General features: G+C 67.8%; 15 protein-coding genes. 9 read left to right on the top strand and 6 right to left on the bottom strand.

Going from position 1 to position 20,792, the window contains the following annotated elements; all coding sequences use genetic code 11:
- Positions 1 to 16 precede the first annotated feature (16 nt).
- The 7 genes from IB227_RS01525 (at position 17) to IB227_RS01495 (ending at position 12,076) form a co-directional block, all read left to right on the top strand.
- Positions 17 to 1,057 (top strand): LacI family DNA-binding transcriptional regulator, encoded by a 1,041-nt coding sequence (locus IB227_RS01525; protein ID WP_192286035.1) that lies wholly within the window; start codon positions 17 to 19, stop codon positions 1,055 to 1,057.
- Between the two features lie 53 nt (positions 1,058 to 1,110).
- Positions 1,111 to 4,080 (top strand): TonB-dependent receptor, encoded by a 2,970-nt coding sequence (locus tag IB227_RS01520; protein ID WP_192286034.1) that lies wholly within the window; start codon positions 1,111 to 1,113, stop codon positions 4,078 to 4,080.
- A gap of 198 nt (positions 4,081 to 4,278) precedes the next feature.
- On the top strand, positions 4,279 to 5,808 hold the full coding sequence (locus tag IB227_RS01515; RefSeq protein WP_225591664.1) for a glucoamylase family protein: 1,530 nt from the start codon (positions 4,279 to 4,281) through the stop codon (positions 5,806 to 5,808).
- A 10-nt stretch (positions 5,809 to 5,818) separates the two neighbouring features.
- Positions 5,819 to 7,105: a sugar ABC transporter substrate-binding protein gene (locus IB227_RS01510; protein ID WP_192287240.1), complete on the top strand. Its 1,287-nt coding sequence runs from the start codon at positions 5,819 to 5,821 to the stop codon at positions 7,103 to 7,105.
- Positions 7,102 to 7,983: a sugar ABC transporter permease gene (locus IB227_RS01505; protein ID WP_192286033.1), complete on the top strand. Its 882-nt coding sequence runs from the start codon at positions 7,102 to 7,104 to the stop codon at positions 7,981 to 7,983. Before IB227_RS01510 ends, IB227_RS01505 begins: the two co-directional genes overlap by 4 nt.
- Positions 7,980 to 8,816, top strand: a complete 837-nt coding sequence (locus tag IB227_RS01500; RefSeq protein WP_132863046.1) for a carbohydrate ABC transporter permease — start codon at positions 7,980 to 7,982, stop codon at positions 8,814 to 8,816. The genes IB227_RS01505 and IB227_RS01500 overlap by 4 nt, the downstream gene beginning before the upstream one ends.
- Before the next feature lie 101 nt (positions 8,817 to 8,917).
- The gene (locus tag IB227_RS01495; RefSeq protein ID WP_192286032.1) at positions 8,918 to 12,076 is read left to right on the top strand and encodes a discoidin domain-containing protein; all 3,159 of its coding nucleotides are present in this window, start codon (positions 8,918 to 8,920) and stop codon (positions 12,074 to 12,076) included.
- Positions 12,077 to 12,364: 288 nt separating this feature from the next.
- Here the strand turns inward: IB227_RS01495 and eda are convergent, their stop codons facing one another.
- From eda to zwf, 5 genes are all read right to left on the bottom strand, one after another.
- Positions 12,365 to 13,024, bottom strand: a complete 660-nt coding sequence (gene eda / locus IB227_RS01490; protein WP_192286031.1) for a bifunctional 4-hydroxy-2-oxoglutarate aldolase/2-dehydro-3-deoxy-phosphogluconate aldolase — start codon at positions 13,022 to 13,024, stop codon at positions 12,365 to 12,367.
- 48 nt (positions 13,025 to 13,072) lie between these two features.
- On the bottom strand, positions 13,073 to 14,989 hold the full coding sequence (edd, locus tag IB227_RS01485; RefSeq protein WP_192286030.1) for a phosphogluconate dehydratase: 1,917 nt from the start codon (positions 14,987 to 14,989) through the stop codon (positions 13,073 to 13,075).
- Between the two features lie 84 nt (positions 14,990 to 15,073).
- A complete protein-coding gene (gene pgl / locus IB227_RS01480) occupies positions 15,074 to 15,793 on the bottom strand; it encodes a 6-phosphogluconolactonase (protein WP_132863050.1) in 720 nt (239 codons plus the stop codon).
- Positions 15,790 to 16,794, bottom strand: coding sequence for a glucokinase (gene glk, locus IB227_RS01475; protein WP_192286029.1), 1,005 nt, complete (start codon positions 16,792 to 16,794; stop codon positions 15,790 to 15,792). Before glk ends, pgl begins: the two co-directional genes overlap by 4 nt.
- On the bottom strand, positions 16,791 to 18,263 hold the full coding sequence (gene zwf / locus IB227_RS01470) for a glucose-6-phosphate dehydrogenase (protein ID WP_225591560.1): 1,473 nt from the start codon (positions 18,261 to 18,263) through the stop codon (positions 16,791 to 16,793). The genes glk and zwf overlap by 4 nt, the downstream gene beginning before the upstream one ends.
- A 303-nt stretch (positions 18,264 to 18,566) precedes the next feature.
- On the opposite strand from zwf, the gene ugpC reads away from it, so the two are divergent.
- Positions 18,567 to 19,667 (top strand): sn-glycerol-3-phosphate ABC transporter ATP-binding protein UgpC, encoded by a 1,101-nt coding sequence (gene ugpC, locus IB227_RS01465; protein WP_192286027.1) that lies wholly within the window; start codon positions 18,567 to 18,569, stop codon positions 19,665 to 19,667.
- A gap of 15 nt (positions 19,668 to 19,682) precedes the next feature.
- Here ugpC and IB227_RS01460 read toward each other — a convergent pair whose 3' ends face one another.
- Entirely contained in the window at positions 19,683 to 20,540 is an 858-nt protein-coding gene (locus tag IB227_RS01460) for a folate-binding protein YgfZ (RefSeq protein ID WP_192286026.1), read from the bottom strand.
- 39 nt (positions 20,541 to 20,579) lie between these two features.
- Between IB227_RS01460 and IB227_RS01455 the strand changes: the two genes are divergently transcribed.
- Positions 20,580 to 20,753 (top strand): DUF1674 domain-containing protein, encoded by a 174-nt coding sequence (locus IB227_RS01455; protein WP_132863055.1) that lies wholly within the window; start codon positions 20,580 to 20,582, stop codon positions 20,751 to 20,753.
- Positions 20,754 to 20,792: the final 39 nt, after the last annotated feature.

Here is a 20,792-nt window from a genome sequence, read left to right as displayed (position 1 = left end):
TGCGGAGGGCGTGACGGTGGCGAAGTCGGCAATCACCATCAAGGATGTTGCCCGAGAGGCGAACGTCTCCGTCGCCACGGTGTCGCGTGCGCTCAATGGCCATGACAACGTCGCCGAGCCGGTCCGCCAGCTGGTGCTGGAAGTGGCCCGTCGCCTGCGCTACACGCCGCATGCCGCCGCCCGCAGCCTGAGCAGCCGCAGCACCCAGACCGTCGGCGTGGTGCTGCCGGACCTGTACGGCGAATTCTTCTCCGAGCTGATGCGTGGCATCGATGGCATTGCCAGCGCGCATCGCCGGCACCTGCTGGTGTCCAGTTTCCACGGTGAGCCGCAGCAGCAAGGTTCGGTGCTGCAGGCCATGCGTGGCCGCGTGGATGGCCTGCTGGTGCTGTCGCCGTATGCGGGGGATGCCTCGGCACTGCTGGACCAACTGCCGGCGGACATCCCGACGGTGCTGATCAATACCCCGATCACCGACGGCAGCCATCCGGTCTTCAGCATCGACGACCATGCTGGCGCGCTGGCCATGACCGGACACCTGCTGGCGCAGGGCTACCGCAGCATCGCCTTCATCGGCGGCCCCGAGCGCAACCACGATGCGCGCGAACGCCTGCGCGGGTTCCGCGATGCGCTGGCCGCCGCCCCCCAGGCGATTGAATCCATCGAGCTGCCCGGGGCCTTCGACGAAGCCTCCGGCTACGAGGCCGGGCGTGCCCTGCTGGCGCGGCCGCGCCTGCCTGAAGCGGTGTTCGCCGCCAACGACATGATGGCGCTGGGCTGCCTGTATGCCTTCCAGCAGGCCGGCGTGCGCGTGCCCGACCAGGTGGCGCTTGCCGGCTATGACGACATTCCCCTGGCGCGCTTTGTTCACCCGTCCTTGACGACGATGCAGGTGAGCATCGCCGGGCTTGGAGAGCAGGCGATGTCCCACCTGCTGCAGCGGATTCGGGAACCGGGGTCGCAACAGACGCCCGGCCTGATGTTGGTTCCAAGCCTTGTCGTGCGCGACTCCACGGCACGCACGGCGCCACTTGACCCGGCAAGAGACCGGGGTTGAGCCACTCATAACACTTACCGCGGGTCATGCCGCTACCTTGGGAGAGGTAAAACATGTACAGGATTGCTCGGAAGTCCACCCCCACACGCAAGCTGCTGAGCTGCGCGCTGGCCAGTTGCCTGTTGCTCGGCGCTGCCCCGGCCTTCGCCCAGAGCACCGCGGCCACCATCCGTGGCCAGGTGATGGCTGATTCCAGCCCGGCTGCACAGGCGCAGGTCACGGCCACCAACATCGCCACCGGCCTGAGCCGCAGCGTGCAGAGCACGGCGAGCGGCAGCTACTCGCTGGCCGGCCTGCCGCCAGGCACCTACCGCGTGGAGGTCAATGCCGGCGGCAAGACCAGCACGCAGAACATCACCGTGCAGGTCGGCCAGACCGCCACGGTGAACCTGGGCGTCGGCGGCGTCGGTGAAACCACGGCCGGCGGCGCAGCGACCACGCTGGACGCGGTGCAGGTGGTCGCGCAGGCGCCGATCGAAACCAAGACCTCGGAGATCGCCACCTACATCACGCCGCGCCAGATCGAGGCGCTGCCGCAGGGCACCCGCAACTTCCTGGCCTTCGCCGACACCGTGCCGGGCATGGCGTTCGAACAGAACCCGGCCAATGGCTCGACCAAGCTGCGCGGTGGCGTGCAGAACGCCAACAACGTCAATGTGTACATCGACGGCATCGGCCAGAAGAACTACGTCACCCAGGGTGGCATCACCGGGCAGGACGCCAGCCGCGGCAACCCGTTCCCGCAGCTGGCGATCGGCGAGTACAAGGTCATCACCTCCAACTACAAGGCCGAGTACGACCAGATCAGCTCGGCGGCGGTGACGGCGGTGACCAAGTCGGGCACCAATGAGTTCAAGGGCTCGTTCTTCTGGGACTACACCAACCAGGACTGGCGCGAGCCGCGCGAGAGCGAGAAGGACGCCGGCAAGACCCGCTCGGGCGAGAAGCAGTACGGCGCCGCCTTCGGTGGCCCGATCGTCAAGGACAAGGCGCACTTCTTTGTGACCTACGAGGCCAAGGAGTACAACGCGCCGCAGGATCTGAGCCCGGGCGAGGGGCGCATTGCCGGTGACCTGCCACAGGCCTGGCGCGACCAGCTCGGTGCAACCTCGACGCCGTTCAAGGAAGACCTGTACTTCGGCAAGCTGGACTGGTCGATCAACGAGGAGAACCTCGTCGAGCTGACCTACAAGCGCCGCGAGGAGAGCGAGATCGGCAACGTCGGCGGGCAGAGCGCGCGCAGCTACGGCACCGATACCGGCGTCAACGAGGACCGCTACGACCTGCGTTGGCAGTTCTCCAACGCCAACTGGCTCAACGACGCCCACCTGACCTACGAGAAGGCGTTCTGGACCAAGGCGCCGGTCAACATGGCCAACGGCATGGTGCTGACCGATGGCTCCGGCGATGACGGCAAGCAGATCTACCGCATCGGCGGCGGCGAAGGTGGCCTGCAGGACAAGGGCCAGAAGGGCTGGTCGTTCCAGAACGACACCACGTTCTTCGGCTGGGAAGGCCACACCGTCAAGTTCGGCGTGAAGTACAAGCAGGTCGACCTGGACACCATCGAGCAGCAGCCCTACAACCCGCAGTTCTACTACGACATCCACCAGGGCGGCGCGGTGCCGTACTTCGTGCGCTTCGGCAGTGCCGCGATGGGCACCGACGGTGGCTCGGTGACCTCCAAGAACAAGCAGTTCGGCCTGTACATCCAGGATGACTGGGATGTCACCGAGCGGCTGACCCTGAACCTGGGCCTGCGCTGGGACTACGAGAAGACCCCGTCCTACCTGGACTACGTGACCAGCGGCGATGTGCTGGCCGCGCTGTCGGCGGTGGACACGCGCGCAGGAAACGCACCGGGCCAGACCTACGCGCAGTCGCTGGCGCTGGGCGGCATCGACGTCAACCGCTACATCAGCTCCGGTAACAACCGCAAGCCGTTCAAGGATGCGATCCAGCCGCGCCTGGGCTTCTCCTATGACCTGACCGGCGACGAGCGCCATGTGATCTTCGGCGGCATCGGCCGTTCCTACGACCGCAACCTGTTCGACTACCTGCAGCTGGAGCGCAGCAAGGCGACCTTCCCGACCCGGCGCTTCAAGATCAACTCGCCCGGCCACGCCTGCGACCTGAGTGCCTCGGACTGCCTGGACTGGAGCCCGCAGCTGCTGGATCGCGACTACCTGATGTCGCTGGTCAATTCCACCGACGCCGGTCGCGAAGTGTGGATGTTCGACAACGACCTGAAGACGCCGTACTCCGACCAGATCAGCCTGGGCATCCGCGACAGCTTCAACCTGGGCGGGTTGGACTGGAACAGCTCGGCCACCGTGCAGCACACCCGCTACAAGGACGGCCTGCTGATCATGCGCGGCAACCGCTACCCCGACGGTGGCGTGTTCGCGCCGAACGGCAGCCCGTGGTCCGCGCCCGGCCTGCCGGGCATGGGCAGCCTGATCGTGGCCACCAACGGCTTCGAGTCCAAGAGCACCGCGCTGCTGCTGAGCCTGGACAAGCCGTACACGTCCGAGAGCCCGTGGAACGTCAACGTGGCCTACACGCTGACCGATGCCAAGCAGAACATCCACGAGAAGGACCCGGTCTATGGCTGGTACTTCACCCAGGGTGGCTGGTACGACGGTGCCTGGACGCCGCGCCATCGCCTGGTGATCAGCGGCTTCACCGACCTGCCGTGGGGCATGAGCGTGTCCGGCAAGCTGACCCTGGCCAGCAAGATCAAGCGCTGGGACATCGACGGCACGGCGGCCTACGGTGGCTACGAGCGTCCGCACAGCTGGGAGCCGGACGGCACGCTGGGCTTCAAGCAGTTCGACCTGTCGCTGACCAAGACCTGGGACACCGGCACCGACCTGAAGCTGAAGATGCGCGCCGACCTGCTCAACGCCTTCAACTGGACCAACTGGGGCGGTTACGGCATCAACTGGGATACCGGCGTGATCAACAGCTGGGACCAGTACCAGACCCGGACCTTCAAGCTGTCCTTCGGCCTGGACTGGTAAGTCGCATCCCCGGCCGCCCGCGTGGCGGCCGGGGCTTCCACACGCGCCACATTGCCCATCAAGGGCAGGTGGCGACCTGATTCCTCTACAACGGATGTCGTCTTGAGCATGTCACGTAGCCCCCGGTTGTTCGCTGGCCTGGCCACTGGTTTCGCGCTGGCGGTGCTGGCGGGGTGTGGCAAGGCGCCGGAGCCGCCGATGCCGAAGGTGTTGCCGCAGGTGATCCTGGTCGAGGCGGACCTGCCGCCACGGCCGATGAAGCCGGAACTGCCGCCGTTGTTCGATGACATCGAGCGGCGCACGTTCCAGTTCTTCTGGGATACGACCAACGAGCAGAACGGGCTGACCCCGGACCGCTATCCGTCGCGGCCGTTCGCCAGCGTGGCGTCGGTGGGCTTTGCGCTGACCGCCTATCCGGTGGGCATCAAGAACGGTTGGGTCAGCCGCAACCAGGCGGTCGACCGCACCCTGCTGACGCTGAAGTTCTTCCGTGACCTGCCTTCCGGGCCGCAGCGTACCGGCAAGGCCGGGTACAAGGGGTTCTTCTACCACTTCCTGGACATGCAGGAAGGTCGCCGCTATGACAGCTGGGTCGAGCTTTCCAGCGTGGATACCGCGCTGCTGATGATGGGCGTGCTGTTCGCGCAGTCCTACTACGACGGCGAGGACCCGCGCGAGAAGGAGATCCGCCAGATCGCCGATACGCTGTACAAGCGCGTGGACTGGCAGTGGCTGCAACGCAACAAGCCGCTGGTCTCGATGGGCTGGTTCCCGGAGAGCGGCTTCATCCAGCATGACTGGATGGGCTACAACGAGGCGATGATGCTGTACGTGCTGGCGCTGGGCTCGCCCACCCATCCGGTCGAGCCGGACGCCTGGACCGTGTGGACCCGTACCTACGACAACGACTGGGGCGTCTACCAGGGCCAGGAATACCTGTCCTTCGGGCCGCTGTTCGGCCACCAGTACAGCCACGTCTGGATCGACTTCCGCGACATCCAGGACGCGTACATGCGCGAGCGCGGCATCGACTATTTCCTCAACACCCGGCGCGCGACGCTGGCCCAGCGCGAGTACGCCATCGAAAACCCGATGCAGTGGAAGGACTACGGCGACAACGTCTGGGGCCTGACCGCCGGCGACGGGCCGCAGAACACCACCCAGGAGTACAAGGGCGAGCAGCGCCAGTTCCGCCATTACTCCTCGCGCGGCGCGGGCCTGCGCGAGAACTTCGATGACGGCACCATCGTGCCGTCGGCGGCGATCTCCTCGTTGCCGTATGCGCCGGAGGTGGTGATCCCGGCCACCGTGGAGATGCACAAGCGCTACGGCGACTACCTGTACTCCAGCTACGGGTTCCTGGATTCGTTCAACCCGAGCTTCAACTACGACATCCCGCTCAAGACCGGGCGCACCATCCCCGAGCGTGGCTGGGTGGCCAGCGATTACATCGCCATCGACCAGGGGCCGATCCTGCTGGGCATCGCCAACTACCGCGACGAGTTCGTGTGGGACGTGATGAAGAAGAACCCGTATGTCCGCAAGGGATTGGAGCGGGCGGGCTTCACCGGTGGCTGGCTGGCGCCGGAGGACAGCTTCCAGCCCCTGCAGAAGGACGACCGCGCGGCGTCGGCCCGCGCTACCGGTATCGCCGAGTCGCGCGCTGCCGCCGCGGCCGAACAGAAGGCCGCCGCGGGCAACCCGCCGGCCTCCAAGCCGCAGCAGTGACATGCCGTCGATGATCCGCGCGCTGCTGCTGTTGTGCCTGTCCGGCGTGCTGGTTGGCTGCGGCGGCACGCCGCAGGACGGCACCACGCTGCGCTTCTGGGCGATGGGCCGCGAAGCGGAAGTGGTGGGCGAGCTGCTGCGCGAGTTCGAGGCGGAGAACCCGGGCATCCACGTCGAGGTGCAGAACATCCCGTGGACGGCGGCGCATGAAAAACTGTTGACCGCCTATGCCGCCGAAGGGCTGCCCGATGTCTGCCAGCTCGGCAACACCTGGATCGCCGAGTTCGCCACGCTGCAGGCGCTGGAACCGCTGCAGGCCCGGGCGGACGCCTCGGCCGTGGTGGATCAGGCCGATTACTTCCCCGGTATCTGGGATACCAATGTGGTCGACGGGCAACTGGTCGGCATCCCGTGGTACGTGGACACGCGCCTGCTGTTCTACCGCAAGGACCTGCTGCGCCAGGCCGGCTACGACCACCCGCCGCGGACGTGGGCCGAGTGGGAGCAGGCCAACGCCGCGCTGAAGAAGCTGATGGGCGACAAGGGTTACCCGGTGCTGATGCCGCTCAACGAGTTCGAGCCGCAGCTGTCCTTCGCCCTGCAGCAGGACGATGGGCTGCTGCGTGACCACGACACGCGCGGCAATTTCCGCAGCCCTGGCTTCCGGCGCACGCTGGCCTTCTACGACAACATGTTCGAGCAGGGCTGGGCGCCGAAGATGTCCGAGACGCAGATCTCCAACGTCTGGGACGAGTTCTTCCGTGGCTTCACCGCGTTCTACCTGTCCGGGCCCTGGAACATCCGCGAGTTCCGCCAGCGCCAGCCCCCTGGGCTGGACGGGGAGTGGGGAACCACCCCGTTGCCAGGCCCGGACGGTCCCGGTGCCGGTATCGCCGGCGGCACCAGCCTGGTGGTGTTCCGCGCCTCGCAGAAAAAGGAAGCGGCATGGAAGCTGATCGAATTCCTGTCGCGGCCGGCGATCCAGCAGCGCTTCTACACGATCATCGGTGACCTGCCGCCGCGTCGCAGCGCCTGGCAGTCGCCGGCGTTGACCGGCGATCCGCTCACGGCCGCATTCGCCGACCAGTTGGAGCGGGTCAAGCCGACGCCCAAGGTGCTGGAGTGGGAACGCATCGCGCAGCAGATGCGGGTGGTCACCGAGCAGGTGGTGCGCGGTGGCCTGCCGCAGGACAAGGCGGTGGAACAGCTGGACCAGCAGGTCGACGAGATCCTGGCCAAGCGTCGCTGGATCGTTGAACAGCAGGCCGGCGCCAACGCGGCGGGGGCAGGGCAATGAAGCAGCGTTCGCTCGTTGGCTGGGTATTCGCCGCGCCGGCGTTGATCGTGATCGGCGTGTTCTTCGGGCTGCCGGTGCTGTCGGCACTGGCGCTGAGCCTGACCGACTTCGACCTGTACGCACTGGCCGACCCGCACAACCTGCGTTTCAACGGGCTGGGCAACTACATCGACCTGTTGCAGACGCCGATGTTCTGGAAGTCGCTGGGCAACACCGCGTACTTCGTGGTGCTGGGCGTGCCGCTCTCCATCGCAGTGTCGCTGGGCGCGGCGATGCTGCTCAATGCACCGGCCAGCCGCTTCAAGGCGTTGTTCCGCACCGCCCTGTTCGCCCCGGTGGTGACCACGCTGGTGGCGGTGGCAGTGATCTGGCGGTACCTGTTCCACACCCGCTACGGGCTGGTGAACTGGGGCCTGGGCCAGGTCGGCATCAACCCGGTGGATTGGCTGGGTGACCCGCGCTGGGCGATGCCGACCATCATCCTGTTCGCGGTCTGGAAGAACTTCGGCTACAACATGGTGATCTTCCTGGCCGGGCTGCAGGCGATCCCCAAGGACCTGTACGAGGCCGCGCGCATCGATGGGGCCACGCGCTGGCAGCAGTTCCTGCACATCACCGTGCCGATGCTGGGGCCGGTGCTGCTGGTGGTGGGCGTGATCACCGTGTCCGGCTATTTCCAGCTGTTCGCCGAGCCCTACGTGATGACCCGCGGCGACCCGCTGCAGAGCACGGTCAGCGTGCTGTATTTCATGTTCGAGGAAGGCTTCAAGTGGTGGAACCTGGGACGCGCTTCGGCCGTGGCGTTCCTGCTGTTCCTGATCATCCTGGCGGTGACCACGCTGATGCTGCGCTTCGGCAAGCGCAAGGAGCTGGTATGAGCCGGGAGATCGGGCAATCGCGTTGGCATGCGTGGTGGATCAACGGTGCGCTGGCGGTACTGGCGGTGATCAGCCTGGCGCCGCTGGCCTGGATGCTGTCGGTGTCGTTCATGCCCAGCGGGCAGGCCTCGCAGTTCCCGCCACCGTTGCTGCCCGCGCACGCCACGCTGGCCAACTACCACGCGCTGGCCAGCCGCACCGGCATGGGCGGCAACTTCCTCAACAGCCTGGTCGTGTCGCTGGGCATCACGCTGGGGTCGCTGCTGTTCAACACCCTGGCCGGTTACGCCTTCGCCAAGTTGCGCTTTGCCGGGCGCGAACGGGTGTTCCAGATGCTGCTGGCGGCGCTGGTGATCCCGGCGCAGGTGGCGATGCTGCCGCTGTTCCTGCTGATGAAGCAGATGGGGTTGGTCAATACGTTCGGCGGCGTGGTGATCCCGGCGCTGGCCAGCGTGTTCGGCATCTTCCTGGTGCGCCAGTACGCGCGCTCGATCCCCGATGAACTGCTGGAGGCGGCGCGCATCGACGGGGCCAGCGAGGCACGGATCTTCTTCCAGATCGTGTTGCCGATGCTCAAGCCGGTGCTGGTGACGTTGGCCATCTTCACCTTCATGGGCGCATGGAACGACTTCATGTGGCCGTTGATCGTGCTCACCGACCAGGAGCACTACACGCTGCCGGTGGCGCTGGCCAGCCTGTCGCGCGAGCACATCCAGGACGTGGAGATGATGATGGCCGGCGCGGTGGTCACGGTGCTGCCGGTATTGCTGCTGTTCCTGGTGTTGCAGCGGTATTACATCCAGGGCTTGTTGCTGGGCAGCGTCAAGGGCTGAGCGCCGGCGGTGGTACTTCCGTCTGCAACCAGCGTCGTGCGGGACAGGGAACTTTGCGAAAATCCGACGCCTGCCGTCGATCGTGATTCGGGATTCTGGTGATGAACAAGCGTTATGCCGTGGGCCTGTTGGCCACCTTGCTGCTGGGGGCTGCCTCACCCGGCAGCACGACGGTGCTGGCCAGCTTCGATGACATCGGGGCGTGGCAGCTGATCACCTCGCCGCAGGTGAGTGGTTCGTTGCGGCCGGTGGCCGGTGGCAACGGCCGCGCCCTGTGCCTGGACTACGACTTCCACGAGGTGTCCGGTTATGCAGGCATCCGCCGCAAGCTCGATGTCAGTTGGCCGGAGAATTACCAGGTCTCGTTCGACCTGCGCGGCGATTCGCCTGCCAACGACCTGCAGTTCAAGCTCATCGACGCCAGCGGCGACAACGTCTGGTGGGTGAACAGGACCGGCTATGCGTTCCCGAAGAACTGGACGCGCGTGGAATACCGCAAGCGTCACATCGACAAGGCCTGGGGCCCGGACCCGGACCGCACGCTGCGACGCAGCGCCGCGGTGGAGTTCACCATCTATAGCAAGGTCGGTGGACGCGGTACGGTCTGCTTCGACCGCCTGACGCTGCAACCGCTGCCCAAGGAGGACACCTCGCCGCTGCAACCGGTGGTGCTGGCCGACACCGCGACCGCGCTGCAGCAGCGCATCGCCGACGGCAAGCCGGACACGATGTGGATCAGCGGCGGCGTCAAGCAGCAGACCATCAGCCTGGACCTGGGCAAGGTGCGCGAGTTCGGCGGCGCGGTGGTGCAATGGGTGCCCGGCCTGCAGGCCTCGCGTTACGTGGTGCAGGCCTCGCGCGATGGCCGCGACTGGCATCCGGTGCGCGAGGTGACCACCGGCGGAGGCGGCCGCGACTGGCTGGCCCTGCCGGACACCGAGGCGCGCTACCTGCGCTTCGACCTGCAGGATGGCCCGAACTGGCGGTATGGCATCCGTGACATCTCGCTCAAGCCGCTGGCTTTCGCGGGGACCCCGAATGATTTCATCCGCTCGGTGGCGGCCGACCTGCCGCGCGGTTTCCTGCCGCGCGGCTTCACCGGTGAGCAGCCTTACTGGACGCTGCTGGGGCTGGACGGTGGCCGCGAGCAGGCGTTGATGGGCGAGGACGGCGCGGTGGAGGCGGTGAAGTCCGGCTTCAGCGTCGAGCCCTTCGTGCTGAGCGGCGGCAAGGTGATCAGCTGGGCGGACGTGACGGGCAGCCAGAGCCTGCAGGATGGCTATCTGCCGATGCCAACGGTGCAGTGGCAGCATGCGGACTTCGGGCTGCAGGTCAGCAGTTTCGTACAGGGACGGCCGGAGCAGGCGCAGCTGGTCACGCGCTACCGGCTGCACAACCCGGGCAAGACGGGTCGCGAGTACACCCTGGCGTTGGCGGTGCGTCCGTTCCAGGTCAATCCGCCCACGCAGTTCCTCAACACGGTGGGCGGGGTGAGCCGGATCGAGCGCCTGGCGGTCAAGGGCAACCAGGTCGAGGTCAACGGCGTGCCGCGCGTGTTCGCGATGACCGCCCCGGACAAGGCCTTCGCCAGTACCTTCGACGGCAAGCTGGACGTCACGCATCTGGCAGACAAGACCCTGCCCGCCGATACCGAGGTGCGCGATGCCACCGGGCTGGCCTCCGGCGCGTTGCTCTACACCTTCAAGCTGGAGCCCGGCGAGAGCCGCGAGGTGGCGCTGGTGTTGCCGCAGGTCGGAGACTGGCGGCCGCCGGCCGGGTTCGACGTGGACAAGGCGCAGCAGCAAGTGGCTGCACAGTGGCGGCAGAAGCTGGACCAGGTGCGGTTGCAGGTGCCGGCGGCGGGCCAGCCGCTGGCCGACACCGTGCGCACCGCCCTGGCGCACATGCTGATCTCGCGGGTCGGGCCGAGCCTGCAGCCCGGCACGCGTTCCTATGCACGCAGCTGGATCCGCGATGGCGCGATGATTTCCGAAGGCCTGCTGCGCATGGGCCGCGACGACGCGGTGCGGCAGTACGTGGACTGGTACGCGCCGTACCAGTTCGAGAGCGGCATGGTGCCGTGCTGCGTGGATGCCCGTGGCAGTGATCCGGTGCCGGAGAACGACAGTCACGGCGAACTGATCTACACCATCGCCGAGTACTGGCGGCATACCGGCGACCTGCAGTTCCTGCAGCGGATGTGGCCGCACGTGCAGGGCGCCTGGAAGTACATGGAGCAGTTGCGCCTGAGCGAGCGCACCGAGGACAACCGGGCCCGCAATCCGGGCTTCTACGGGATGATGCCGGCCTCGATCAGCCACGAAGGCTATTCGGCCAAGCCGGTGCACTCGTACTGGGACGACTTCTGGGCGCTGCGTGGCTACAAGGATGCGGCGGACATCGCCGTTGCGCTGGGGCTGGAAGAGGACGCGGCGATGATGGCGGCCTCCCGCGACGCGTTCCGCCAGGACCTGGACCAGTCGTTGCGGGCCAGCATGCAGGCACATGGCATCGACTTCCTGCCCGGGTCGGTGGAGCTGGGGGACTTCGATGCCACCTCGACCACCATCGCGCTGGCACCGGGCGGCGAGCAGGGCCGCCTGCCGCAGCCCGCGCTGGACAACACCTTCGAACGCTACTGGAGCGAGTTCGAGGCGCGTCGTGAGGGCAAGCGGCAGTGGAAGGACTACACGCCCTACGAGTGGCGCAATGTCGCGGCCTTCGTGCGCCTGGGCTGGCGTACCCGTGCCTGGGCGGCGACTGAGTTCTTCTTCAAGGACCGCGCGCCGCAGGGCTGGAACCAATGGGCCGAAGTGGTGTCCTCGACGCCCCGCAAGCCGTTCTTCGTTGGTGACCTGCCGCACGCCTGGGTGGCCTCGGATTTCGTGCGCTCGGCGTTGGACATGTTCGCCTACAACCGCGAGGTGGACGATGCGATCGTGCTGGCGGCCGGCGTGCCCGCGGACTGGCTGGCGGGGAAGGGCATCGCCATCGACGGTCTGCGGACCTCGCATGGCACGGTGAAGTACGCCCTCACACGCAGTGACCGCAAGCTGACCCTGCAGGTGCCGGAGGGGCTGCGCTTGCCGGCCGGCGGCCTGGTGCTGCCGTGGCCGTATGAGGGTGCGCCGGGCGAGGCCAGCATCAATGGGGAGCCGGCCGCCTGGGAAGGGCGCGAACTGCGCATCACCCAATTGCCGGCCAAGGTGGAGATCGACGTGCCCGCCGACCAGCGTCGCGGCGAGCGTGCGCGCCGCTGAAACCACGGGCAGGGATTGCCGCGATCACGCGCATCTCCATGCGCAGCCCTCCCTTGGCGGCGCCAACGGGAGGGCGCAGGTGACCAACCTCCGGCAGGAGCGTCCTCGGCCGCGAAGCAGGCCTCCTTCCCGTCGCCGGACGAAGCCAAAGGCAGGAGGCAGCGAAGCGGCCAGCCCGCGCACGCCGATACGCGCACAGCCCTGTACAAAGAAAAACTGCGCCCCGAACACCGGGGCGCAGTGAAGTAGACGGAGGGAGAGGGAGATCTGCCGTCGTACTTGGAAAACTCAGCCTGCGCGTGCCTGCCTGACGATCGCCGCGGCAGCGGCGGCGGACCGCTTCACTTCGTCCCACTGGCCAGCGCGGATCCAGCTGTCGGCCACCATCCACGAGCCACCGATGCACACCACGTTCTTCTGCGCGAGGTAATCGGCGGCGGTGGCTTCGGTGATGCCACCGGTCGGGCACAGCTTCAGCTCGGGGATCGGGCCGGCCACGCCCTTGATCATCGCCAGCCCGCCCACGGCGGTGGCCGGGAACAGCTTGCAGATGCGGAAACCACGGGCAAGCAGGGCCAACAGCTCGGTCGGCGACGCCGCGCCCGGCACCACCGGCAGCGGTGCGGTGGCCAGCGCATCGGCCATGTGCGCCGGGGTGCCCGGGGTGACCAGGAAGTCGGCGCCGACGTCGATGGCCTGGCGCATCTGCTCGACCGTCAGCACGGTGCCGGCACCCACCACCACGTCGGGCAGCTCGCGCTTGAGCATGGCCAGCGAGTCCATCGCCACCGGGGTGCGCAGGGTCAGTTCGATGGCCGGCAGGCCACCTTCCAGCAGCGCGGTGCTGACCGCGCGGGCCTGGTCCAGGGTATGGACGGTAACCACCGGCAGGATGCCGGCGGCGCTCAGCAGCTGCTCGGCGCGATCCTGGTACTGGGCAATGCTCATCGTGTTCCTCTTAATGCAGCGGAAGCGTGCCGCGGGCGGCACGCGGAATCAGGCGTCCTTGGCTTCGTGCGGCGCAGCGGCGGCCGCGGCGTCGTGGCCAAGCTCGTATTCGGCGTCGTAGTCCCAGGTGCTGCCATCGGGGTGGGCCGGGCCGCAGGAGATCGACACCGCGCCCTGGTCGGCGGGGCCGACGATGCGGCGGTTCATCGCGAACAGATTGCGTCCCATGTCATTGCCGGCCGGCGCGGTGTTGGCAGCGATGCCGCGCGCGGCCCATTCGGCGGCGTCCACCAGCACTTCCAGCGTGCCGGCCTCGCCGTCCAGGCGGATGATGTCGCCCTCGCGCACGCGGGCGATCGGGCCACCGCGCGCGGCTTCCGGGGTGACATGGATCGCGGCGGGGATCTTGCCCGAGGCACCGGACAGGCGGCCATCGGTGACCAGCGCAACGCGGCGTCCCTGGTTCTGCAGCAGGCCCAGCAGCGGTGCCAGCGAATGCAGTTCCGGCATGCCGTTGGCGCGCGGGCCCTGGAAGCGGACCACGGCGACGAAATCGTGCGGCAGCGCACCGGCGGCGTGCAGCTTGTTCAATGCCTGCGGTGCATCGACGACCACGGCCGGGGCCTCGATGGTGCGGTACTGCGGCTTCACCGCCGACAGCTTGATCAGCGACTTGCCGAGATTGCCCTTGAGCAGGCGCAGGCCGCCCTGTGCTTCGAACGGATCGGCCGCCGGGCGTACCACTTCCAGGTCCGCGCTCTCGGTTACGGTCGGCGCGTAGACGACCTGGCCATCGATCAGGCGTGGTTCCTGCGCGAAGGCGCGCATGCCGCCAGCGGCGACCGTGGCCAGGTCATCGTGCATCAGGCCCGCGTCCATCAGTTCTCGGAACACGAACGCCGGGCCGCCGGCCGCGGCGAAGCGGTTCACGTCGGCTTCGCCGTTGGGGTACACGCGGGCCAGCAGCGGCACGATCTGCGAGAGCTGGTCCATGTCGTCCCAGCTCAGCACGATGCCGGCGGCACGGGCCACCGCGATCCAGTGGATGGTGTGGTTGGTCGAGCCGCCGGTGGCCATCAGCGCGACGACGGCGTTGACGATGGCGCGCTCGTCGATCAGGTGGCCGAGCGGGCGGAAGTCCTGGCCCAGCGCGCTGATCTGCAGCGCGCGCGCGGTGGCTTCGCGGGTCAGCGCATCGCGCAGCGGCAGTTCCGGGTTGACGAACGAGGCGCCCGGCAGCTGCACGCCCATCGCTTCCAGCAATACCTGGTTGGAGTTGGCGGTGCCATAGAAGGTGCAGGTGCCCGGGGCATGGTAGGAGTCCGATTCGGCTTCCAGCAGTTCCTCGCGGGTGGCTTCGCCGGCGGCGTAGCGCTCGCGGACCTCGGCCTTCTTCTTGTTCGGGATGCCCGGGGTCATCGGGCCGGCCGGCACGAACACCGCCGGCAGGTGGCCGAAGGCCAGCGCGCCGATCAGCAGGCCGGGCACGATCTTGTCGCACACGCCCAGGTAGATCGTGCTGTCGAACATGTCATGGCTCAGCCCGATGGCGGTGGACTGGGCGATCACGTCGCGCGAGAACAGCGACAGCTCCATGCCGCCGCGGCCCTGGGTGACGCCGTCGCACATCGCCGGCACGCCGCCGGCCACCTGCGCGGTCGCGCCGAGTTCACGGGCGGCGCTGCGGATCAGCTCGGGGTAGTGCTCGAACGGCTGGTGCGCCGAGAGCATGTCGTTGTAGGCAGTGATGATGCCCAGGTTCGGGGTGACGTCGCCGCGCAGCCGGCCCTTGTCGGTCGGGCCACAGGCGGCGAAGGCGTGGGCCAGGTTGCCGCAGCTCAGGCGCGAACGGAACGGGCCTTCGCGCAGGGCGGCGTCGATGCCGGCCAGGTAGGCCGCGCGCGACGGGGCGCTGCGCTGGCGGATGCGTTCGGTGATGGCGTGGATGGTCGGGTGCAGGCTCATTGGCTACCGGCTATGAGTTGAGGTCGGACGGTGTGCCGGCCTTGAAGGAAGGGGGACGGATGCCGGCAAGGCCGGCGCCCGCGATTACGGTGCCCAGTGGACGCGCAGTTTGTTTCCCGGCGCGTTGATCGCGGCCAGGATCGGGTAGGTGTGCACGTCGCCCGAGGCCAGCGCGGCTTCCAGCACCTCCAGCTTCTGCTTGCCGCGCAGCAGCAGCAGGCGATGGCGGATGGGGGCCAGGCCCTGCGGGGTGAGGGTGATGCGCAGGTGCCAGTCCTTGGCCACCGGGCAGCCGGTGGCGTCCAGCGCGGCATAGGCCTGGCGGCTCTGCAGCGCGCGGTCCAGGTCCTTCGAGCCGGGGAACAGCGAAGCGGTATGCCCGTCGTTGCCCATGCCCAGCACCACCAGCGTGGCCGGCAGCGCATGCTCGGCCAGCAGGTTGGCGGTGTGCACGCACTCGGCGATCGGCCGGCCGACCCGCACCAGCGGGTCGAAATGCGCGCCCTCGGCGAGCTTGAGGAAGCTGTTGCGCACCAGCCATGCATTGCTGTCATGGTCCTGCGGCGAGAGCCAGCGCTCGTCGGCCAGGCCCACGTCCACGCGCGCCCATTCCAGCGGCTGCTCGGACAGCATCTCGTACACCGGTGCCGGCGTGGTACCGCCGGACAGGAGCATGCGGGCGCGGCCGTGCTGCTTGATGTCCTGTTGCAGGAAGCCCGCCATTTCCTTGGCTACGCTTTCGGTCCAGTCCTCGTCGTTGCCGTGGCGGACAAGCGTGATGCGGTCGGAAACAGCGGCGTTCATGCGGGGGTTCCTCGTGTAGCGTGCTGCAGGTCCAGCGCGTAGGCGGTGGCGCCGAGCAGGCCGGGGCAGGGGTGGACGATGGCCATCGAGGGAATCTGCGACATCGTCGCAGTGAAGCGGCCCTTGCTTTCGAAACGGGGGCGGAAGCCGGACAGCTGCAGTTGCTGCAGCAAGCGCGGCACCAGCCCGCCGGTCAGGAACACGCCATCCCAGGCGCCCTGCACCAGCACGGCGTCGCCAGCCACGGCACCGAAGATCTCCAGGAACACTTCCACCGCACGGGTCGCGATCGCGTCGCCTGCGGCGGCGCGGGCCGTCACGTCCGACGGTGCCAGCTGGCCGGGGTCGGTGCCGGTGATCTCGCTCAAGGCGCGGTGGATGTTGACCAGGCCCGGGCCACAGACCAGCCGTTCATTGGAAACCCGGCCGAACTGCGCCGAGAGGAGCTCCAGGATGCGGATCTGCTCCGGGTTGGCCGGTGCGAAGCTGGTATGGCCGCCTTCGGTGGCGAGCGGGTAGTTGCGCCCGTCGCGTACCACCAGGCCGCCCACGCCCAGCCCGGTGCCCGGGCCGATCACGCAGTAGTTGCGGGGTTCGCCGGCCGGTGCCGGCTCCCAGCTGGCGCCGCCGATCTGCACCACGTCGGCCGGCCCCAACAGCGCGATCGACATGGCCTGGGCGACGAAGTCGTTGATCAGGTGCAACTGCTCGAAACCCAGCTGGGCGGCGGTACGCGAGCGCGAGATCACCCACGGATGGTTGGTGATGCGTGCTTCGTCGCCATCCACGCGCCCGGCCACGGCGAACACGCCGCTGCTGGCAGTGGCGCCCTGCTCTTGCAGATAATGGGCGGCGGCATCGGCGAGCGAGCCGAACTGTGCGACCGGGTACTCGACGATGCTGCCCTGGTTCAACGGGGCGGCGAGGGAGAGGTCGGCCAGCGCGAAGCGGGCGTTGGTGCCGCCGATGTCGGCGACCAGGACCGTCGTCGACGCGCTCACGGCGCGTCCCCGTCTTCGGCCCTGGCCTCGGCGACGATGTCGCCCGGCAGGAAGTGGGCCGCGTCACGCGGGCCCCAACTGCCGGCGGCGTACGGTTCCATCGCCTGTTCGGAAGCCTTCCAGGCATCGCTGATGCTGTCGATCCAGGCCCAGGCCGCGCGCACTTCGTCGTCGCGCACGAACAGGGCGTGGTTGCCGTTGAAGGCGTCCAGGAACAGGCGCTCGTAGGCGATGCGACGATGCAGGCCGGTCGGGACCGACAGTTCCAGTTCCAGCGGTTGCAGTTCCAGCGCGCCCCATTCCGGGCCGGCCAGCGAGCTCATCAGGCCGAGCTGGATGTTTTCCTGGGGCTGCAGCTGGAAGGTCAGGCGGTTGGCGCTGGCGTGGTGGCGGGTCGGGCGCTCGAACAGCCAATGCGTGACCGGCTTGAGGTTGACCTCGATGCGGGTGGTGCGCTCGGGCAGTCGCTTGCCGGTGACCATGTGGAACGGCACGCCGGCCCAGCGCCAGTTGTCGATGTGCGCGGTGACGCCGACGAAGGTTTCCGCTTCGCTGCCTTCCGGCGGCTGGTAGGCCTGCACCGGCTGGTCATTGATGGTGCCGGCGGTATAGCGGCCACGCACCGAATCCTTGGCCGCATGGCGGGCGTCGAACGGGCGCAGGGCACGCAGTACCTTCACCTTCTCGTCGCGGATGCGGTCGGCTTCCAGCGAGGCCGGCGGCTCCATCGCCACCAGGCACAGCAGCTGCAGGATGTGGCTCTGGACCATGTCGCGCAGCGCGCCGGAGCGCGAGTAATAGGAGTCACGGCCATCCACGCCGTCGCTCTCGGCGACCATGATGTGCACGGACTCGATGTAGTTGCGGTTCCATACCGCCTCCAGCAGCGTGTTGCCGAAGCGCAGGGCCATCAGGTTCTGCACCGCGGCCTTGCCCAGGTAGTGGTCCAGGCGGAACACGCGGTCTTCGTCGATCCACTTGCCGATGGTCTGCAGGATCTCCTCGGCGCTGGCGCTGTCCGAGCCGATCGGCTTTTCCAGCATCAGTCGGTGCGGTGCGGCCAGCGCGCCCCCCAGGGCCAGCCCTTCGCAGGTGGAGATGTACAGGCCCGGCGGGATCGCCAGGTAGCTCACGCACCTGCGGTCGACCAGGTCCTTGACGGCCTCGGCCACCGACTCGGCATTACGCAGGTCCACCGAACGGTAGTCGATGCGGCGCAGCAGGTCGTTGATGTCTTCCTGGCGGGCCTGCGGCATGGCCTGCTCCAGGCGCGGGCGCAGGATGTCGTGGAACTTGGCGGTGTCGTGCGGCGACAGCGCCAGGGCACGAACCTTGAAGTCTTCCGGCAGCAGGCCATCGCCAAGCAGGCGCAACAGGGAGGGGAACAGGTAGCGCTGGGCCAGATCGCCTGTGGCACCGAACAGGAAGAGGGTATCGTGCATTTCTCGAGTTTCGTGTGCGGATGACATCGTTGTCAATTGTTTGTATTCAAGGAACTGGAGCCTTGGGCTGCTTGCGTCTGCCGGGGCCGGGGGAGGGGGCATTGCAGTCAATGCCAGTGCCGCGAACGCCGCGGTCCGCAGGGCGGAACCGCATGTTCATCTGGGCTGGCAAATGGAAAAACGGAACCGGGATGTTGCCATATGAATATGCTTACTGTGCACACGGTTTCGGATGTATACGATTGCACTGTGTCAATGCGGGCATTGGCATGAAGTGATTTGCCCGTTTGCGGGCACAGTGCCGGATGTGGCGATGTCAACGAGGTGGTGATGGCCAAGGTGAGCTTCGAGGGTGTGCGCAAGGTCTACGACAACGGCCAGGTGGCCGTGCACGGGGCCAGTTTCGAGATCGCCGACGGCGAGTTGATGGTGCTGGTCGGGCCATCGGGTTGTGGCAAGTCCACACTGTTGCGGATGGTGGCCGGGCTGGAGGACATCAGCGCCGGCACGCTGCGTATCGGGGATCGTGTCGTCAACGACGTGGCTCCGAAGGATCGGGACATCGCCATGGTGTTCCAGAACTACGCGCTGTACCCGCACATGACCGTCGCCGAGAACCTGGCCTTCGGCCTGAAGCTGCGCGGCCATGACAAGGCCGAGGTGCAGCGCCGCGTGCAGGGCGCCGCCGACGCGCTGGGCCTGACGACGATGCTGGACAAGCTGCCGCGCGCGATGTCCGGCGGCCAGCGCCAGCGCGTGGCGCTGGGGCGTGCGCTGGTGCGCGAGCCGGAGGTGTTCCTGCTCGACGAGCCGCTGTCCAATCTGGATGCCAAGCTGCGCCATACCGTGCGCACCGAGATCGCCCAGCTGCATCGCAAGCTGGGCAGCACGATGATCTACGTCACCCACGACCAGGTCGAAGCGATGACGCTCGGCCAGCGGATCGTGGTGTTGAACGAAGGCGTGATCCAGCAGATCGACACGCCGATGGCGCTCTACGACCGCCCGGCCAACCTGTTCGTGGCCGGCTTCCTCGGCAGTCCGGCGATGAACGTGCTGCGCGGCGTGCTGCACCGGGACGCGCAGGGAGCGGCCTGGTTGCGGCTGGGCGACGGCACCGAGGTGCCGCTGGGAGCGGCGGTGGTTGCGCCGGAATGGGTGGGCCGCGAACTGGCGTTGGGCGTGCGGCCGGAGCACCTGCAGCCTGCCACCGGGGAGGGGGCGTTCGCCGCGCGGATCGAGGGTATCGAGCCGGTGGGCAACGAGATGTTCGTGAATCTGCGCCTCGGCGCGCAGGCGCTGGTCATCCGGGTGGCGCCGCAGGCCCTTCCGCAGGTCGGGCAGGAACTGCAGGTGGCGGTGAGGCCGTCGGCGCTGCACTTCTTCGATGCCGCCAGCGGCAATCGCATCGAGGCGCCCGGGGCTGGTTGAGCCCCGGCACCCGGCTCAGCGCGCCAGGCCGTCCAGCAGCGGCATGATGTGGGCGTCCGCGTCGAGGACCTGCAGCGGGCCCTCGGCCATCTCCAGCGGCAGGACGGCCAGCGCCAGCACGCCAGCGCTACTGGCCACGCTGCCGATGGTGGCGCCGTTCTGGCTGACCGCGGTACCGGCTTCGGGCGTGGCCACGGTGTGCAACAGGGCCAGCGAGCGCTTGGCCTTGCCCAGGAAATGGGTGCGGGCCACGATTTCCTGGCCGGGATAGCAGCCCTTCTTCACGCTGTAGGCGGCCAGCCGGTCCAGCCCCAGTTGCTGGGGCGTCCATTGCTCGCGCTGGGCATCCACCAATCGCGGCAGCCCGAAGCGCAGGTCGCTCTGCCGCCAGGCCAGCTCCTCGCCGGGGGTGGCGGCCGCGGTTGCCGGCCCGAGCAGCAGGGTGCGGGGCAGGGCCAGGTTGCCGACATCCAGCTCGACCACGTCACCGTCGCGCCGCGCGATCCGCGCACCATCGGCCTCGGTCGGGGCCTGCAGCGCCGCATTCACGCTCAGCGTGTCGGCATGGCTGACCACCACCTTGCGACGGAACACGAAGCGGCGCAGCTGCTCGGCGATGGCCGCCGCGCCGCCGTCGTGGCAGACCAGCAGCAGCTCCTGCGCATCCAGCCGCAGCAGCTGGAAGATGGCGATCACGCGGCCCTTGGCGGTCAGCCAGGCGCTCCATTGCCAATGGCCATCGGCCAGCGAAGGGATGTCGTTGGCGAACTGGGCCTGGGCGAAAGCGACCGCATCCGGGCCGGAAAGGCGCACGATCTGCGCCATGGCCAATGTGCGGAAACCGTTGAAAGCGGGGGCGAGGTTGTCAGACACGTGACTGGGGACTAAAATTTGTGCGTTGCGAGACCGACCATGATAGGCCAAACAACCCCCACTCCAGAGACCGAAGCTGAAGCCCCGTCGACCCCCGAGAAGCAGCCGCTTCCCGAGGCCACGCCGGTGCCGCAGGAAATCGGTGGTCGCGGCGGACTTGATCCGGTGCGATATGGCGATTGGGAAAAAAACGGGCGCTGCATCGATTTCTGAGCAGCGTTGAGCCAACGCGGCATTGTGCCGCCCAGCCGA

It is taken from the genome of Stenotrophomonas sp. STM01 (assembly GCF_014852135.1).
GTDB lineage: Bacteria > Pseudomonadota > Gammaproteobacteria > Xanthomonadales > Xanthomonadaceae > Stenotrophomonas > Stenotrophomonas capsici.
The sequence above is the reverse complement of the archived record's forward strand: the minus strand, read 5'-3'. Positions and strand labels throughout refer to the sequence as shown.

Bases quoted from the DNA above. Each gene is read 5' to 3' on its own strand.
- IB227_RS01455 (WP_132863055.1), top strand. From the start codon at position 20,580: ATGATAGGCCAAACAACCCCCACTCCAGAGACCGAAGCTGAAGCCCCG.
- IB227_RS01495 (WP_192286032.1), top strand. From the start codon at position 8,918: ATGAACAAGCGTTATGCCGTGGGCCTGTTGGCCACCTTGCTGCTGGGG.
- pgl (WP_132863050.1), bottom strand. From the start codon at position 15,793: ATGAACGCCGCTGTTTCCGACCGCATCACGCTTGTCCGCCACGGCAAC.
- zwf (WP_225591560.1), bottom strand. From the start codon at position 18,263: ATGTCATCCGCACACGAAACTCGAGAAATGCACGATACCCTCTTCCTG.
- ugpC (WP_192286027.1), top strand. From the start codon at position 18,567: ATGGCCAAGGTGAGCTTCGAGGGTGTGCGCAAGGTCTACGACAACGGC.
- IB227_RS01510 (WP_192287240.1), top strand. From the start codon at position 5,819: ATGATCCGCGCGCTGCTGCTGTTGTGCCTGTCCGGCGTGCTGGTTGGC.
- eda (WP_192286031.1), bottom strand. From the start codon at position 13,024: ATGAGCATTGCCCAGTACCAGGATCGCGCCGAGCAGCTGCTGAGCGCC.
- IB227_RS01505 (WP_192286033.1), top strand. From the start codon at position 7,102: ATGAAGCAGCGTTCGCTCGTTGGCTGGGTATTCGCCGCGCCGGCGTTG.
- IB227_RS01515 (WP_225591664.1), top strand. From the start codon at position 4,279: ATGCCGAAGGTGTTGCCGCAGGTGATCCTGGTCGAGGCGGACCTGCCG.
- IB227_RS01500 (WP_132863046.1), top strand. From the start codon at position 7,980: ATGAGCCGGGAGATCGGGCAATCGCGTTGGCATGCGTGGTGGATCAAC.
- edd (WP_192286030.1), bottom strand. From the start codon at position 14,989: ATGAGCCTGCACCCGACCATCCACGCCATCACCGAACGCATCCGCCAG.
- IB227_RS01520 (WP_192286034.1), top strand. From the start codon at position 1,111: ATGTACAGGATTGCTCGGAAGTCCACCCCCACACGCAAGCTGCTGAGC.